We start from the raw sequence: 15,759 nt of genomic DNA, 5'->3' as shown, positions 1-15,759 counted from the left end.
CGCAGGCTCACGGCACGCCAGGAGGCCAGGGGCCCCCGGCCCGCCCGGGGCAGGATGGTGGGCGTGGCAGAGGTGCGGTGGGCCGACGCCGACGACCTGGCGCAGCTGGCCGCCGTCGAGGCCGCGGCCGACGAGCTGTTCGTTCCCCTCGGCATCACCGACCTCCCGCCGCCGGCAACCGCCGGGGAGCGGGCCGCAGCCTGGCGGGTGCTCGTGGTCGGGCGGCCGGTGGTGGGCTTCGCCGTCCTCGAGCTGCTCGACGGTGCCGTCCACCTGGAGCAGCTCTCCGTCCACCCGACGCACTCGCGGCGGGGCCACGGCGGCGCGCTGCTCGACGCCACGATCGCGGCGGCCCGGGCGCACGGCGCGACCCGGGTCACCCTGCTCACGTACGCCGGCATCGCCTGGAACGCGCCGTTCTACGCTCGGCACAGCTGGCGAGAGGTGCCCGCGACGACCCCGGGCCTGCGCGCTCTACGGGCGCGGGAGGTCCAGCTCGGCCTCGACCGGCACGGCCGGCGGGTGGCGATGGCGCGCGGGGTTCCCCGCACAGGCAGTTAGGGACGGCGCTCGAGGGGGCACTGGAAGTGGATGACCCCGACGCGCCGGCGCGTGAAGAACGACACACAGGAATGTGGGGTGCCCACACGTCCGGATGCGGTCCGCAGCACGAAGACAGGGCAATGACGTCGTCTGCCCGGGTGCCCGACCGTCCCCTGGGCCCGGTCGGTGGAGGAACATTGCGCGCGACGGGCCGTGCACAGTCCGCTGACCTACAGTCTGCTGACCTACAGTCAGGTGTCGTGGCACTCCCGGCGCACGAAGGCGCACCAGACCCCCTGGCGACGGTCCGGGAGCTTCCGTTGCCCGGCGCTTCGCTCGGTGAGGTCATCGCCGCACTGGATGCGCGCTACGACCCGGCGCTGGCCGAGGACTGGGACGCCGTCGGGCTGGTCTGTGGCGACCCGGAAGAGACCGTCCGCTCGGTCCTGTTCGCCGTCGACCCGACGACCGCGGTGGTCGACGAGGCGATCGAGTCGGGCGTCGACCTGCTGGTCACCCACCACCCGCTGCTGCTCACCCCGGTGCACGGCGTGCCGGCCAGCGACCCGAAGGGCCGCCTGGTGCACCGGCTGGTGCGCGCCGGCATCGCCCTGTTCGTGGCGCACACCAACGCCGACCGGGCCGCCGACCACGGCGTCAACGACGCGCTGGCCGCCGCAGTCGGGCTGGTCGACCCGGCGCCCCTGGAGACGGCCCCGGCCCCCCTCACCGACACCCTGGTCGTCTTTGCGCCCGTGGCGCACGCCGACCGGCTGGTCGACGCGCTCTCCGAGGCCGGCGCCGGGACCATCGGCGAGTACACCCGCTGCGTCTGGCAGACCACCGGTACGGCCAGTTTTATCCCCGGCGACGAGTCCCATCCCGCGGTCGGCTCGCAGGGGAACCTGGAGCGGGTGACCGAGATCCGCCTGGAGATGGTCGTGCCCCGCGGGCGCCGAGCCGACGTGCTGCGTGCCCTGCATGCCTGGCACCCCTACGAGGACCCCGGCTACGCCTTCTTCGAGAACTCCGCGACCCCGTCCCGCGCCGGCCTCGGGCGGGTCGGTGAGCTGACCAGCACCCTGACCCTGCGGGAGTTCGCCGAGCGGGTCGCCGAGGTGCTGCCCGCCACCGCCAGCGGTGTGCGGGTGGCCGGCGACCCCGAGCGGCTCGTGCAGACCGTGGCCGTCTGTGGCGGCAGCGGGGGCTCCCTGCTGGGTGCCGCAGCCGCCGCCGGCGCCGACGTCCTGCTCACCAGCGACCTCAAGCACCACCCCGTCTCCGAGGCAGGCGAGTCCGCGGGGCCGGCTCTGTGTGAGGTGACACACTACGCGTCCGAGTGGCCCTGGCTGCCCGTCGCCGCGGACCTGCTGCACCGCGACCTCGGGGCACGTGTGCAGGTAGCGGTGTCGGCGTGCCGCACCGACCCGTGGACGTGGCACGTCGGGAGTCGCGACCGCAGCACCGAGGCGGTGCACCTGCACCGCGCCGATTCGTCGGCCGACTGAGCCCGGAGGTCTCCTCCGGGGAGGAGGAGACCGTGTCCAGCCCAGACGCACCGCCGGCAGGGGTGGCGCCGCGACGCAGCGACCGCAGCCCATGGAACTGGCTGCTCGTCCTACCTGTCGTGGTGCCGTTGCTGGTGCCGCTCTTCAACCGCATCGAGCCCACGCTCTTCGGTTGGCCGTTCTTCTACTGGTTCCAGCTGCTGATGGTCGCCCTCGGAGTGGGGACGACGTCCATCGTCTACCTCGTCACCAAGCGGTCGAAGACAGAGCGCCTCGCCGCCGGACGTTCCGCCGAGCGGGACGAGGGCCGCTGAGCCATGGACGGCGTCAACACGGTCGAACTGACCATCTTCATCGTCTTCTTCATCCTCGTCACCGTGCTGGGCTTCGCCGCCTCGCGCTGGCGGCGCGGGGACAACCTCATGCACCTGGACGAATGGGGCCTGGGTGGACGCAGCTTCGGCGGGTGGATCACCTGGTTCCTGCTCGGCGGCGACCTCTACACCGCCTACACGTTCGTCGCCGTCCCGGCGCTGGTCTTCGGGGCCGGCGCCGCGGGGTTCTTCGCTGTGCCCTACACCGTCATCGTCTACCCGCTGATCTTCCTGGTGGTGGTCCGGCTCTGGTCGGTCAGCCACGTCCGCGGCTTCGTCACCCCGGCCGACTTCGTCCGCTCCCGGTTCGACTCTCCCGGCCTGGCCCTGCTCGTCGCGATCACCGGCATCGTCGCGACGATGCCCTACATCGCCCTGCAACTGGTCGGCATCGAAGCCGTGCTGAAGACGATGGGGCTCAGCGGCGAGGGCCTGGCAGGTGAGCTCCCGCTGATCATCGCGTTCGTCATCCTGGCGATCTACACGTACAACTCGGGGCTGCGGGCACCGGCGCTGATCGCCTTCGTCAAGGACGGGCTGATCTACCTGACGATCATCGTCGCGGTGATCGTGATCCCGGCCAAGCTCGGTGGCTGGGGCGTGATCTTCGGTGCGGCGCAGGACAAGTTCACCGCAGCGGGCGCCGGCGGAGTGATCCTCGGCGGTCCCGGCCAGCTCGGCTACGCCACCCTGGCGTTCGGGTCCGCGTTGTCGTTGTTCCTCTACCCGCACTCCATCACCGGCGTGCTCGCGGCGAAGGATCGGAACGTGCTCAAGCGCAACATGAGCGCCCTGCCGATCTACAGCCTCGCGCTGGCCTTCATCGCGCTGCTCGGCTACATGGCGATCGCGGCGGGCACCACGCCGGTCGGCACCGACGGCAACACCATCGTGCCCCGACTGTTCGACGGCATGTTCCCCAGCTGGTTCGCCGGCATCGCGTTCGCGGCCATCGGCATCGGTGCCCTCGTGCCGGCCGCGATCATGTCCATCGCGGCCGCCAACCTGTTCACCCGCAACATCTACAAGGAGTACCTGAAGAAGGACGCCACTCCAGCGAACGAGGCCAAGGTCGCCAAGATCGCTTCGCTGGTGGTGAAGCTGGGTGCCGTGGCGGCGATCCTCTTCATCGACCCGCAGTTCTCCATCGACCTGCAGCTGATCGGCGGCGTGATCATCCTGCAGACCCTGCCGGCGGTTGCGGTCGGTCTGTACACGCGGTGGTTCCACCGCAGTGCGCTGGTCGTCGGTTGGGCGGCCGGGATGGCGGCCGGGATCTGGATGCTCTACAACGTGCCGCGGATGGGCCCCGGAGGGGTCGTCGTCCGCCAGCACTTCGGCGGGTCCAGCTTCTCCCTCGGCAAGCTCGGCTTCGACACCACGACGACCGTCTATGCCGGGTTCCTCGCCGTGCTGGTCAACCTGGTCGTGACCGCCGTCGTCACCTTCGCGCTGCGGGCGATGAAGGTGGATGACGGTGTCGACGGCACCGCGGAGACCGACTACACGGCCGAGCGCGAGGACCCCAGCGTCCGGGACCTGCCCGACCCGCTGGAGTCGGCGCCTCCGGGTGTGGCGGGAGGTGCTCCGTCGCGGGGGTGACAGCGCCCGCCGGGTAGGTTGACCTCGTGCAGGCCGACCACTTCGACCAGCAGAAGCTGCTGGCACTCGCCGCGGAGGACGTAGCCCTCTCGCAACTCGCCCATCGCAAGCGCACCCTCCCGGAGACCGCCGCCGTGGAGGACGCGGAGGAGGCGCAGCGTGCGTTGTCGGCCGACGTCGTCCGCGCCGAGACCGAGGTGCGCGACCTCGATCGTGACCAGAAGCGGCTCGAGGCCGACGTCGACACCGTCCGGCAGCGCGCAGCCCGGGACCAGCAGCGGCTGGACTCCGGGGCTGCGTCGCCGAAGGAGATGACGGGCCTGCAGCACGAGCTGGAGTCGCTGGCGCGGCGTCAGGGTGACCTGGAGGACCAGGTCCTGGAGTTCATGGAACGCCGGGAGACCGCTGACGCCGCGCTGGCGACCGCCCAGCGGGGGCTGACCCAGGCGCAGGCCGACGGCGAGCGGGCCACCCAGCTGCGCGACGACGCCCTGGCCGACATCGCCGACCAGACGAAGGTGCACGAGGCGACGCGCGGCGAGGTCGCCGGCACGGTGCCCGCGCCGCTGCTGTCGCTGTACGACCGGGTCGCCAAGCAGACCGGCACCACCGGCGCCGCCCACCTGCACGCCCGACGCTGCGAGGGCTGCCGGATCGAGCTGTACGGCAACGAGCTGTCCGCCTTCCGCAACGCCGACCCGCACACCGTGCTGCGGTGCGAGAACTGCGGCCGGATCCTGGTGCGCACGGCGGACTCGGGGCTGTGAGCGGCCGGAAGCTGATCGTCGAGGCTGACGGCGGCTCGCGGGGGAACCCCGGCCCGGCCGGCTACGGCGCGCTGGTCCGGGACGCCGAGAGCGGCCGGCTGCTGGCCGAGCGGGCCGAGAGCATCGGCCGGGCCACGAACAACGTCGCCGAGTACGGCGGCCTCGTCGCGGGCCTGCAGGCAGCCCTCGACCTCGACCCGAGCGCGACGGTCGAGGTGCGGATGGACTCCAAGCTGGTCGTCGAGCAGATGTCCGGCCGCTGGCAGGTCAAGCACCCGGACATGAAGAAGCTCGCCGTCCAGGCCCGGGACATCTCGCGGCAGCTGGCTTCGGTCCGTTACACCTGGGTGCCGCGGGCCCAGAACGGCGCCGCCGACGCGCTGGCCAACAGCGCGATGGACGGCAAGCCGGTGCGCCGCGACCTGGCCGTCGAACCGGTCATGGTCGAGGACGACACCGCGCCGACCGCCGAGCCGGCGCCGGTGGTCACCACGGTCACCCACCTGTTGCGGCACGGCCGCACCGAGCACACCCCCGAACGTCGTTTCAGTGGCAGCAGCGACCTGCCGCTGTCCGAGCTGGGCCGGGCCGACGCCGCTGCCGCGGCGAAGCACCTGGCCGGGCGGGGGATCGACGTCATCGTCGCCTCCCCGCTGCAGCGCACCCGGCAGACCGCCGAGGCCGCCGCCGAGGTGATCGGCGTGCCGGTCGAGCTGGACCGAGACCTCCGCGAGCTGGACTTCGGTGCGTGGGAGGGGCTGACCGGCAACGAGGTGGGGGCGAAGAGCCCGCTGGCCTTCCGCCGCTGGTGGGGCGCAGTGGACGTCCGGCCGCCCGGTGGTGAGTCCGTCGCCGACGTCTCCGCCCGGGTGGCCCGCGCCCGGGCGCGGATCCTGGAGCGGCACGCCGGCAAGACGGTGCTGCTGGTCAGCCACGTCACGCCGATCAAGCTGCTGCTCGCCGCGGGTCTGGGCGTCGGCGACGAGATCGTGCACCGGGTGTTCCTGGAGACGGCCTCGCTGTCGACGGTCACCTGGTCCTCCGACGGCCGTACCTCGGTGCGGCTGGTCAACGACACCTCGCACCTGGCCTGAGGCCCGCTGTGGGGCTTTCGGTACCGAGAGCCCGCCCTCCCGAGGAGCCCCGCGTGACCACCATCGCCCCCGCCACCCGCCCCGCGGACGCCGACCGGACCATGGGGCCGGCCGAGTACGAGACGTGGGCCGCCGAGGTCCGCCGGCTGGCCGAGGAGCGGGGCGCCGTTGTCCTGGCGCACAACTACCAGGTTCCCGAGATCCAGGACGTGGCCCACTTCACCGGCGACTCGCTGTACCTGTCCCGGGTGGCGGCGGAGACCGACGCCCGCGAGATCGTGTTCTGCGGCGTCCACTTCATGGCCGAGACGGCGAAGATCCTCTCTCCGGACAAGACCGTGCTGCTGCCCGACCACGCCGCCGGCTGCTCGCTGGCCGACAGCATCACCGCCGGGCAACTGCGCGACTGGAAGGCCGAGCACCCCGGCGCCGTCGTGGTCAGCTACGTCAACACCACGGCCGCGGTGAAGGCCGAGACCGACATCTGCTGCACGTCCTCCAACGCTGCCGACGTGATCCGGTCGATCCCGGCCGACCGCGAGGTCCTGTTCTGCCCCGACCAGTTCCTCGGCGCGCACGTCAAGCGCGTCACCGGGCGCACCAACATCTCCATCTGGGCGGGGGAGTGCCACGTGCACGCCGGCATCAGCCCGGCCGACGTCCGCGCGCAGGTCGCGGCGTACCCGGACGCCGAGGTGCTGGTGCACCCGGAGTGCGGCTGCACCACCTCGGTGCTGGACCTGGTCAGCCACGGTGACCTGCCGGCCGACCGGACCCGGGTGCTGTCGACCGGCGGCATGGCCGAGGCCGCTGCCGCCACCTCGGCAGCGCAGGTGCTGGTGGCCACCGAGATCGGCATCCTGCACCAGCTGCGGGCGCTGAACACCAGCACCGAGTTCATCCCGATGAACGCCCGTGCCGCCTGCCGCTACATGAAGATGATCACGCCGGCCAAGCTGCTGCACACGCTGCGGACCGGTGAGGGTGCGATCGACGTCGACGTCGAGACTGCGGCTCGCGCACGGAAGGCGGTCGAGGCGATGATCGCCATCGGCGAACCCGGCCGCGGAGGCGAGTGATCAGCCCGGGAGGACGAGCAGCCCCAGCCACAGCGCCGCCGTGCCGGCGACCAGGGTGACCGGCACGGTCGCCAGCCCGACGGCGCTGAACCGCAGCGCGCCCGGTGCGTCCGTACCGAGCGCCTTGCGCCACAGCAGGGTGGCCAGCGACCCGACGTAGGTCAGATTGGGCCCGACGTTGACCCCGATCAGCACCGCCAGCAGGGCCGGGGCGCCGCCGGCCGCGGCGACGGGGACCAGTGCCAGGGTGGCCGGCAGGTTGTTCACCAGGTTGGCCAGCACGGCGGCCACCGTCGCCACGCCGAGCAGCGCCAGCAGTCCCTGGCCGTCGGGCAGTACGGCGGCCAGCAGGTCCTCCAGCCCGGCGTCCTGCAGCGCCCGGACGACGACCGCCAGGCCCAGCACGAACAGCGCGAACGGCAGGTCGGCGGCGCGCAGCAGCTCACCGGGGGTGCTCCGCCGGGTCAGCAACCGCGGCACGCCCAGCACCAGCACGGCCAGCGCGGCCGGGACGACGGGGGCGATACCGAACGTGGAGGCGACGGCAAACCCGGCGACGGTCAGCCCTACCACGCTCAGCGCGAGGACCGGTGCCGGTGGCGTCTCGGTCACCGGAACCGCTCCCGGCGTCCCGAGGTCGTGGCGGAACACCGCCCGCAGGACGGCGTACTCGACGGCCACCACCACCAGCCAGGGGCCGGCCATCAGGCCGGTGAAGTGCACGAACGACACCCCGGTGGCGGCGAAGGCCAGCAGGTTCGTCAGGTTGGACACCGGCATCAGCAGCGACGCGGAGTTGGCCAGGTGACCGGTGGCGTAGGCGTGCGGGCGGGCCGGCACCCCCATCCGGGCGGCGGTCGCCACCACGACCGGGGTGAGCAGCACGGCCGTGGCGTCCAGGCTGAGGACGGCGGTCACCGCGGCGGCCACCAGCACCACCCGGGCGAACAGCCGGCGCGACGAGCGACCCGAGCGCCGGGCGGTGACGGCGGCGGCCCAGTCGAACAGCCCCTCCCGGTCGGCCAGGTGTGCCAGCAGCAGCAGGACGACGAGGAACGCGACGGTCGGGGCGAGGCCGGTGACGGTGTCCCGGGCCGCGGTCCAGCTGACCGACCCCAGCACGGTCAGCAGCACGGCGCCCGGGACGGCGACCGCCGCGGCGGGCAGCCGCGGGGAGCCGATGACGGCGACCAGCAGTGCGCCGCCGAGCAGCGCGCACGCCAGGAGCACGCCGGCCAGGGTCACCGGCGGGCCATCAGACCTGGAAGTACAGGAACACTGCCACGCTGATGCCGAACACCACGATCAGCACCCGCAGGGGCGTGGTGGGGATCCGGGTAGCGACCTTGGCGCCGAGGAACCCGCCGAGCAGGCTGGCCGGCGCGCAGACCGCCACGTAGGCCCACGAGACGTCGGCGAAGAACCCGAAGATGACCAGCGTGACGGTGGCGGTGACCAGCGAGATCACGCTCTTGACCGCGTTGGCCAGCTTCAGCTTCCCCAGCCCGAGCCCCAGGACCCCGACCAGGATCACGCCGAGCGCGCCGCCGAAGTAGCCGCCGTACACGGTGGCCAGGAACAGTGCGACGTAGAGCCAGACCGGGTCGCGGGTGTGCTCGCCCTCCTCGGCCTTCTTGAGCCGCTTGGTGACCAGCGGCTGCACGGCCAGCAGCAGGCTGGCCACCAGCACCAGCACCGGGACGACGGTGTCGAAGGCCGCCGAAGGGGTGGTGAGCAGCAGCACAGAGCCGACCGTGCCGCCCAGCACGGCCACCACCGAGAAGCGGATCAGCCGGCTGCGCTGGCCGCCGTACTCCTGGCGGAAGCCGACCACCCCGCCGATGTAGCCGGGCCACTGGGCGATGGAGTTGGTGACGTTGGCCGGCACGGTGCCCAGCCCGAGAGCGACGAGCGTGGGGAACAGGATCAGCGACCCGCCGCCGGCGATGGAGTTGATCACGCCGGCCAGCAGGGCGACCCCGGAAGCGATGAGGAGGTCGGCGGCGGACACGGCCGCGGAGCCTACGGTGCCCTCATGCGGACGCGTGATCTGACGCTGGGTTTGTCGGCCCTCCTGGGCGGGTCGGGAGTACTGCACCTGGTGCGGCCGCACACCTATGACTGGCTGGTGCCCCCGGAGCTCGGTCCCGCTCGGCCCTGGGTGACCGGCAGCGGGGTGGCCGAACTGGGCACCGCGGCGCTGCTGGCGGTGCCGGCCACCCGGCGGGCCGGCGGGTGGGCGGCGGCCGCGCTGCTGGCCGCGTTCGTGCCTGCGCACCTGCACACCTTCCGGGTGGTGCGGGGCAGGCCGGTGCCGATGGCAGTGGCCGTCGCCCGGCTGCCGCTGCAGGTGCCGATGGTGCTGGCCGCGCTCCGGGTGGCCCGCGGGCGCTGAGCTCGGGGCTCGAGCCCGACAAAGCTCCCTGAGGGGTCAGGTGCGGCGGACCGGCGGAGGCTCGGGGTCGGTGAGCCGGTCGCCGTCCATCAGGCTGCCGGCCTGCTTGACCCGGCGGAGCACGGTCGAGGTGTCCAGCGTGTGCACCGGCAGCGAACCGACCGTCTCGGTGAGAAACCGGTACAGGTGCGCGGTGTCCCGGCAGATCACCGCCACGACCAGATTGGCCGGGCCGGTGAGCACCGCTGTGTAGGCGGTCTCCGGCGGCCGGGCCAGCGCCTCGCCGACGTGCGCGATGGCCGAGGGGGCCACGCCCAGCCACAGCAGCGCGTCGACCGGGTGGCCGAGCTGCTCGTTGGCGATCTCCAGGTCGAAGTACAGCAGCCCGGCGGCGCGCAGCGTCTCCACCCGGCGGGCCGCCCGGCTCTCCGACCAGCCGGCCACCGCGGACAGCTCGGCGTAGCTCAGCCGCCCGTCGGTGGCCAGGGCGGCGAACAGGGGCTCGTCGTCCGCGTCGGGCGCCAGCACGGTGGCCGGGGGTCGAGCCGGGGCCGGGGTGAGAGCGGCGATCTGGTCGTGGTCCAGAGGGTCGTCGAAGCCGGTCCACTCGAACGGGCCGCCGACGAAGGCGTGCAGCACCGACAGGGCGGTCAGGTCGATGACCTGGACCGTGCGGGGCAGCCGGTCCGGTCTGGGTGCTGGTGGAGCTGCGCCGGCCCGCGCCGATGCTCGACGTCCGGTTGTTCCGGTCCCGCTCCTTCACCGGGATCATGCTGGGCGCCCTGGTGCTGAACGCGGCGGCCTTCTCGGCCAGCCTGTACACGTCGCTGTGGCTGCAGTCGATCCTGGGCCTGTCACCCCTGCAGGGCGGGCTGGTCTTCATCCCGCTGTCGCTGCTGAGCTTCGCGGTGGCCGGTGGAGCCGGTCGCTTCCTCCAGACGCGGCCGCCGCGTTTCGTGCTGGGCGGCGGACTGCTGCTCTCGGCATCGGCTCGCTCCTGCTGGCGAGGGTCTCCGCGGGCTCGACGTGGTCGGTGCTGGTCCCCGGACTCGTCGTCTCTGGGTGCCGGCGTCGGATGGCCAATCCGACGCTGGCGTCCGCGGCGCTGGCGGCGGTGCCCCGCCAGCGCAGCGGCATGCCTCCGGTGCGGTCAACACCGCCCGGCAGCTCGGCTTCGCCCTGGGGGTGGCGGTGCTCGGCAGTGTGTTCACCTCCCGGGCGGCCGCCGTCCTGACCGACTCCGGGGCGCCCGACCCGGCCGGGACGGTGTCGGCGCTGACCGCGGGTCAGGCCGGGCAGGTCATCGGTGCGGCACCGGCGCGGTCCCGCGGGGACGTGGCCGACCTGCTGGCCTCGGCGTACGCCGGTGGCCTGCGGGACGTCTTTCTCGTCTCTGGTGCCGCCGGCATCGTCGGCGGCCTGCTGGCGATCGCTCTGGTGCGCGCGGCGGCGCCGTCGGCCGGCCACCAGCCGGCACAGCAGCCGGCCGCCGAGCACGCCACGCGCTGAGTGGAGCGGGCACGATGACGCGATGACAGACATCGTCCTGGTGCACGGGGCCTGGCACGGAGCCTAAAGCTGGCGGCGCGTGCTGCCCCGACTGCACGCGGCGGGGCACCGCGCCGTCCTGGTGACGTTGACCGGGCTGGGGGAGCGGGCGCACCAGCTGTCGCCGGAGATCAGGCTGGGCACGCACGTGCAGGACGTCGTGTCCGCGGTCCTCGCCGAGGAGTGCTCCGGTGCGGTGCTGGTCGGCCACAGCTACGCCGGCATGGTCGTCACCGGCGCCGCCGACCGGCTGGGCGCGGCGGTCGGGTCGCTGGTCTACGTGGATGGCGTCGTCCCCAGCCCGGGCGAGTGCTGGTCGACCCGCAACTCCGCGCAGGTGCAGGCCGACCGCCGGACGGCGATCGCCGCGACCGGCACGTTGCCACCCCCGCCGGCCGCGGTCTTCGGGCTCACCGGCGCCGACGCCGCGTGGGTGGAGCGCCGGCAGACACCGCAGCCGGGCGGGGTCTACGACGATCCGCTGCACTTCGACGCCGACCGGTGGGTGGCCCGGCCGCGGACCTTCGTCGACTGCGCCTCCCCGCCGCTGCCGACGATCGACCCGTTTCGGCAGCGGGTGCGGTCCGAGCCGGGCTGGGACGTCGTCGAGCTGGCCACCGGGCACGACCCGATGGTCAGCGCACCCGACGACCTGGCCGACGTGCTGCTGAGGGTCGCCGCACGCTGATCGGCGGACCAGAATCCACCCATGCCCCCTGCTCCCGCCCCGATGCCCGACGACTGGCAGCGCGCCCTCGTCGTGGTCGCCCACCCTGACGACATCGAGTACGGCATCGCCGTCGCCGTCGCGGTCTGGACGGCGGCGGGCAAGGAGGTGCACTACCTGCTCGCGACCCGCGGTGAGGCCGGCATTGCGGGCCTCTCCCCGGTCGAGGCCGGGCCGCTGCGCGAGGAGGAGGAACGGCGCTCGGCCGCGGTGGTCGGGGTGTCGGAGGTGGAGTTCCTCGACCACCGGGACGGCGTGCTGGAGGCCGGGCTGGAGCTGCGCCGGGACCTCGCCGCGGCACTGCGCCGGCACCGGCCCGACCTGGTGGTCACGATGTACGGCGGCGACTGCTGGACCCCGCCGCAGGTGACCCCCGCCGCGCTCAACTCACCGGACCACCGGGCGCTCACCCGCACCGTGCTGGACGCGGTGGCCGACGCCGCGAACGAGTGGATCTTCCCCGACCTGACCGAGACGCCGTGGTCGGGCGTGCAGTACATCGCAGTCTCGGAGATCGGCCGGGACGCGCCGCACGTCGTCGACGTCACCGCGGCCGTGGAGCCGGCCGTGGCCTCGCTGACCGAGCACCGCCGTTACCTGGAGGCGCTGTCGGACGACCCGGTCGAGGAGCAGGCACGTCGACAGGTCGACATGGCGACCATGACCGAGGACGGCGGCCGCCAGGTCGGGTTCCGGCTCTACTGGGGGTGAGCCGGCGCGGGCCGGTGCTCCCCGCAGGCACACCTCGCGGTGTTGGGCGGTGACCCGCGGTCGACCGCGGGTCACCCCCCAACACCGCGGCTCATCCCCGGCCGTCGCGGGCCCGTAGACTCCCCGGCACGACGGACGAGTCGGCTGGGCGGTCGCGTCGGTGGGGGAGACCCCGTCGCCGAGGAACGTCCGGGCTCCACAGGGCAGGGTGGTCGCCAACAGCGACCCGGGGTGACCCGCGGGACAGTGCCACAGAGAACAGACCGCCAGTGCGTGCACTGGTAAGGGTGAAACGGCGGTGTAAGAGACCACCGCACACCGGGTGACCGGTGTGGCTCGGTAAACCCCACCCGGAGCAAGGTCGAGAAGGGACGGCGCTTCGCCGCCGTCCTGCGCAGGCGTTCGAGGGCGGCCCGCCCGAGCCTGCGGGTAGACCGCTCGAGCCTGCCGGCAACGGCAGGCCTAGATGGATGACCGCCCATCGGGACGCCGCGAGGCGCCCGGGGACAGAACCCGGCGTACAGGCCGACTCGTCCGTCGCCCCCCGCTGACCAGCGGTTTCTCGGTCAGAGAGGTGCGGCTGTCCTCAGTGAGTCCTCAGCAGTCCTCAGCACGGAGTCAACCGCGGCCCTGGTCCGATCGTCAGAATCGGGCCACAGGTGCGAGTAGGTGTCGAGTGTTTCGGCGGCCGAGGCGTGCCCCAGCCGGGCCTGGACGGTCTTCACCGACTCCCCGTGTCGGATGAGCAGCGACGCGTAGAAGTGCCGCAGCGCGTGGAAGGTCACCGACGTGGGCAGGCCGGCCCGCTTGACCGCCGGCTGCCAGACGCGGGCCGAGAACGCCGTCCGCCGGATGGGCGTCCGCAGCTCGGTGGTGAACAGCAGCGCCTCGGCCGGCCACTCGGCCAGGTGCGCCGCGAGGGCGTCGATGACGACCTGGGGGAGTGGGATGGTGCGGACGGACGCCTGGGTCTTGGGTGCGGCCAGATAGGGCGGTCGCCCGGGCAGCGTGACCAGCTGCCGGTCGACCGTGAGTGTCCGGCGCAGGAAGTCGACCCGGTCGATGCTGAGGCCAAGGGCTTCGCCTTGTCTGATGCCCGTTCCGGCCGCGAGGGTGATCAGCGCTCGGTACCGGGCGGGCATGGCGTCGGTGAGCGCCCGGACGGCGTCGAGAGAGAGCGGCTCGACCGGCTGCTTGTGCGCCTTAGGGAGCTTGGTTCCTTCGCACGGCGAGGCGACGATGCGCCGGTCGCGGACCGCGGCTTTGAAGATGCCGGCGAGAATTCGGTGGACGACGCCCACGGTGCTGGGCGCCAAGGTCGCCGAGAGCCGCTTGACGAGGCCCTGGACGTCGCTGGGCAGGATCGAGAAGAGCGGTCGTTCGCCGAGGGCCGGGTAGACATGCCGGCGGAGCATCGTCTCGACGTGCGCGGCGGTCGTCGGGCGATGGACTTGGCTGGTTCGCCAGAGCTCGGCGTACTCGCGGAGGGTCTGCTGGCCGGCCTTCGGGTCGACGAACTGCCCCGTGACGAGTGCTGCGGTCCGCTCGTCGAGCCAACGCTGGGCGTCGATCTTGCGATCGAAGGCCCGGGTCTTCTGCGGGCTGTTCGCGGCGGGGCGGTAGCGGGCCCGCCACGTGCCGTTGGGTCGCTTGTCGATGCTGGCCACGGGGGTCCTCTCGTGGAGGGGTGGTCTCGCGCAGGCGTCAGTTGTTGCGCAACGCGGCGGCGATCTTGGATTCGAACCAACGGTCGCACTCAGACTCGTCGTAGAGAACCCGTCGGCCGACGCGGACGCCGTCAGGGCCGATGCCGATGTGCCGCCAGTAGCGGACGGTGGCCGGGCTGGTACGGAACCGCGCGGCGACCTCCTCGGTGGTGAGCGGACGGATGGGCACGGATGCCTCCTGACGACGCGTGGGCCGCGGATTGTCCGACAGCCGCTCACGTCCAGAAGGCGTCGAACGGCGTCGATCGCTGCCAGCGCTGCTCAAGAACCCATCACCCGACTACCGAGAGGCGATGCCGGGATGTCATCCCGAGACGTCACCCCGGCACGTCACCCCTCGGGAAGCGTCCCCCCGCTGGATGAGGTGCGCGTCTCCCGGTGTCGATGACGTGTTCGCGGCGGTTACGGTCCAGCCGTGGATCACCCGACGCGCGTGCGGCATGGGCGGCAGGAATTGTTGGTGGTCTTCTGCTTCCTACTGGCGGTCGAACTCGCTTTCCTGATCTACGGGTTGGCGACCCGCCATTGGGTGACCGCCGTGATGGCTGCGCTGCTGTGCGTCAGCATGGTAATCAACATCTACGGGCAGCTACGGCGACTACGGGCTAAGGGAACAGATCGCCCGGCGTGATCGCCGAAGGCAGAGGAGTCGGGCTCTGTCGGGCCACGTCCGTTACGCCGTAAGGGTCGCGCGGAACCTGTCACCACGAATTGGCCGCACCGCCGGTGCATGAGGTGTGCTGGTCATGGTCTTGCCCGTTGGCGGAGGCGGAGGCGGAGGCGGAGGCGGCTGCGGCTGCGGCTGCGGCTGCGCTGGGACGTGGGGGGTTGACGACGCCGGAAGTCGAGGACGGCGGGGACCTTTTCGCGACTCGATCAACATGGCTGACGGGGAGAGCGATCGCGGGCTCGCCGTCCCCTGACGGACAACGCTGAGTGGATGGTCGCACCATCACTGCCCAGGCGCGGTGCCCTGCCGGCCAGCCTGCGAGCGGCTTGTCGTCGTGGACCCTCTGCTGGACGGGCCGCACTCGCATCACCCCAGTTGTGTCCACGAGTGGCGTGCGGCTGCGCCGCGTCGGCGGAAAGCTTACTTCGCCGTGCGATTGCCAACGCCAGTCGGCAATGGCCGCAACGTCACCCGACCATCCGGCCGAACGCCTGGGCAGCGACGCTCGAACTACCGAATCGGTAGCATGCGTGCCGTTCTTCAGTAAATACTTGGCCGTCGACGGCAAGTGTTGATGGTTATTTTCTGTTCGAGTGATCCTGTCGAGTTACTGGACAACGACGATCAACGTTTGTGACTGTTGTTGTTCTGGCGTCGGTGCGCGCTTCGGCAGTTCCCCGCATCCCGGCTCTTCGAACTTGAGGGGGAAATGACCCTCAGCAGACGGTGACCCGGCGGTGTCGCCGAGTGCAGGCGAACCGTACTCGGCGGCGCTGATTCTCGAGGTTGCGGAAGCCGTAGGCGGTGCGCGCGGCGGTCTTCACGGTCCGGTTCGTGGCCTCGGTGCCGGCGTTGGTGAGGCCGGTCTGCAGGAAGCCCAGCACCTCGGGCCACCAGGCCTCGATCGTGCCGGCCAGCCGCTCGAGCTCGGGCAGGCGCGAGTCGGCGCACCAGGCGTTGAACCGGTGCAGCCGGGTCGAGATCTCGTGCCGGTGTCCGCCGCGGCGGGCGCAG

General features: G+C 72.3%; 18 protein-coding genes and 1 other RNA gene. 13 read left to right on the top strand and 6 right to left on the bottom strand.

Annotation, left to right across the window (positions count from 1 at the left end):
• The first annotated feature begins 54 nt into the window (after window positions 1-54).
• The 7 genes from BLW04_RS18170 to nadA all read left to right on the top strand — a co-directional run bounded on the left by BLW04_RS18170 (window position 55) and on the right by nadA (window position 6,967).
• Window positions 55-561 carry a GNAT family N-acetyltransferase gene (locus tag BLW04_RS18170; protein ID WP_091544529.1) on the top strand — a complete coding sequence of 169 codons (507 nt, stop codon included), beginning with the start codon at window positions 55-57 and terminating at the stop codon, window positions 559-561.
• Between the two features lie 302 nt (window positions 562-863).
• Entirely contained in the window at window positions 864-2,051 is a 1,188-nt protein-coding gene (locus tag BLW04_RS18165; protein WP_254781767.1) for a Nif3-like dinuclear metal center hexameric protein, read from the top strand.
• Window positions 2,052-2,083: 32 nt separating this feature from the next.
• On the top strand, window positions 2,084-2,365 hold the full coding sequence (locus tag BLW04_RS18160) for a DUF3311 domain-containing protein (protein ID WP_217631103.1): 282 nt from the start codon (window positions 2,084-2,086) through the stop codon (window positions 2,363-2,365).
• A 3-nt stretch (window positions 2,366-2,368) separates the two neighbouring features.
• The gene (gene mctP / locus BLW04_RS18155; protein ID WP_091544521.1) at window positions 2,369-4,027 is read left to right on the top strand and encodes a monocarboxylate uptake permease MctP; all 1,659 of its coding nucleotides are present in this window, start codon (window positions 2,369-2,371) and stop codon (window positions 4,025-4,027) included.
• Window positions 4,028-4,053: 26 nt separating this feature from the next.
• On the top strand, window positions 4,054-4,794 hold the full coding sequence (locus BLW04_RS18150) for a zinc ribbon domain-containing protein (protein WP_091544516.1): 741 nt from the start codon (window positions 4,054-4,056) through the stop codon (window positions 4,792-4,794).
• Window positions 4,791-5,888: a bifunctional RNase H/acid phosphatase gene (locus BLW04_RS18145; RefSeq protein WP_091544512.1), complete on the top strand. Its 1,098-nt coding sequence runs from the start codon at window positions 4,791-4,793 to the stop codon at window positions 5,886-5,888. The genes BLW04_RS18150 and BLW04_RS18145 overlap by 4 nt, the downstream gene beginning before the upstream one ends.
• A 53-nt stretch (window positions 5,889-5,941) precedes the next feature.
• Complete coding sequence (gene nadA / locus BLW04_RS18140; protein ID WP_254781765.1) at window positions 5,942-6,967, top strand: quinolinate synthase NadA; 1,026 nt, start codon at window positions 5,942-5,944, stop codon at window positions 6,965-6,967.
• Here nadA and BLW04_RS18135 read toward each other — a convergent pair whose 3' ends face one another.
• Together BLW04_RS18135 and BLW04_RS18130 are read right to left on the bottom strand one after the other, a co-directional pair.
• Entirely contained in the window at window positions 6,968-8,197 is a 1,230-nt protein-coding gene (locus BLW04_RS18135) for an SLC13 family permease (RefSeq protein WP_254781763.1), read from the bottom strand.
• A gap of 25 nt (window positions 8,198-8,222) precedes the next feature.
• Window positions 8,223-8,978, bottom strand: coding sequence for a sulfite exporter TauE/SafE family protein (locus BLW04_RS18130; RefSeq protein ID WP_091544502.1), 756 nt, complete (start codon window positions 8,976-8,978; stop codon window positions 8,223-8,225).
• A 24-nt stretch (window positions 8,979-9,002) separates the two neighbouring features.
• Here BLW04_RS18130 and BLW04_RS18125 point away from each other — a divergent pair, with 24 nt between their 5' ends.
• Entirely contained in the window at window positions 9,003-9,362 is a 360-nt protein-coding gene (locus BLW04_RS18125; RefSeq protein WP_091544499.1) for a DoxX family protein, read from the top strand.
• A 36-nt stretch (window positions 9,363-9,398) separates the two neighbouring features.
• On the opposite strand, the gene BLW04_RS18120 is transcribed toward BLW04_RS18125, so the two are convergent.
• Entirely contained in the window at window positions 9,399-10,001 is a 603-nt protein-coding gene (locus BLW04_RS18120; protein WP_091544493.1) for an Lrp/AsnC family transcriptional regulator, read from the bottom strand.
• 423 nt (window positions 10,002-10,424) lie between these two features.
• On the opposite strand from BLW04_RS18120, the gene BLW04_RS18115 reads away from it, so the two are divergent.
• The 4 genes from BLW04_RS18115 (at window position 10,425) to rnpB (ending at window position 12,885) form a co-directional block, all read left to right on the top strand.
• On the top strand, window positions 10,425-10,871 hold the full coding sequence (locus BLW04_RS18115) for a hypothetical protein (protein WP_091544490.1): 447 nt from the start codon (window positions 10,425-10,427) through the stop codon (window positions 10,869-10,871).
• Between the two features lie 79 nt (window positions 10,872-10,950).
• Window positions 10,951-11,598 (top strand): alpha/beta fold hydrolase, encoded by a 648-nt coding sequence (locus tag BLW04_RS18110; RefSeq protein WP_217631102.1) that lies wholly within the window; start codon window positions 10,951-10,953, stop codon window positions 11,596-11,598.
• A 21-nt stretch (window positions 11,599-11,619) separates the two neighbouring features.
• Window positions 11,620-12,348 (top strand): PIG-L deacetylase family protein, encoded by a 729-nt coding sequence (locus BLW04_RS18105; protein ID WP_091544487.1) that lies wholly within the window; start codon window positions 11,620-11,622, stop codon window positions 12,346-12,348.
• Between the two features lie 136 nt (window positions 12,349-12,484).
• Window positions 12,485-12,885, top strand: an RNA gene (gene rnpB / locus BLW04_RS18100) — RNase P RNA component class A.
• Between the two features lie 29 nt (window positions 12,886-12,914).
• On the opposite strand, the gene BLW04_RS18095 is transcribed toward rnpB, so the two are convergent.
• Together BLW04_RS18095 and BLW04_RS18090 are read right to left on the bottom strand one after the other, a co-directional pair.
• Entirely contained in the window at window positions 12,915-14,015 is a 1,101-nt protein-coding gene (locus BLW04_RS18095) for a tyrosine-type recombinase/integrase (protein WP_091544483.1), read from the bottom strand.
• Window positions 14,016-14,052: 37 nt separating this feature from the next.
• Window positions 14,053-14,244, bottom strand: a complete 192-nt coding sequence (locus BLW04_RS18090; protein WP_217631101.1) for a helix-turn-helix transcriptional regulator — start codon at window positions 14,242-14,244, stop codon at window positions 14,053-14,055.
• A 246-nt stretch (window positions 14,245-14,490) separates the two neighbouring features.
• On the opposite strand from BLW04_RS18090, the gene BLW04_RS18085 reads away from it, so the two are divergent.
• Window positions 14,491-14,706 carry a hypothetical protein gene (locus BLW04_RS18085; RefSeq protein WP_091544480.1) on the top strand — a complete coding sequence of 72 codons (216 nt, stop codon included), beginning with the start codon at window positions 14,491-14,493 and terminating at the stop codon, window positions 14,704-14,706.
• Window positions 14,707-15,461: 755 nt separating this feature from the next.
• On the opposite strand, the gene BLW04_RS18080 is transcribed toward BLW04_RS18085, so the two are convergent.
• Window positions 15,462-15,759 (bottom strand): transposase (locus BLW04_RS18080; protein WP_139306900.1); only part of this gene is annotated, 298 nt, incomplete at its 5' end.

Origin of the sequence: Modestobacter sp. DSM 44400, assembly GCF_900107175.1 — a bacterium.
Taxonomy (GTDB): domain Bacteria; phylum Actinomycetota; class Actinomycetes; order Mycobacteriales; family Geodermatophilaceae; genus Modestobacter.
Note: the sequence above shows the minus strand (reverse complement) of the source record. Positions and strands in the feature narration are given on the sequence as shown.

Coding starts and splice junctions, on each gene's coding strand:
- BLW04_RS18170 (WP_091544529.1), top strand. CDS start 55: ATGGTGGGCGTGGCAGAGGTGCGGTGGGCCGACGCCGACGACCTGGCG.
- mctP (WP_091544521.1), top strand. CDS start 2,369: ATGGACGGCGTCAACACGGTCGAACTGACCATCTTCATCGTCTTCTTC.
- BLW04_RS18125 (WP_091544499.1), top strand. CDS start 9,003: ATGCGGACGCGTGATCTGACGCTGGGTTTGTCGGCCCTCCTGGGCGGG.
- BLW04_RS18105 (WP_091544487.1), top strand. CDS start 11,620: ATGCCCCCTGCTCCCGCCCCGATGCCCGACGACTGGCAGCGCGCCCTC.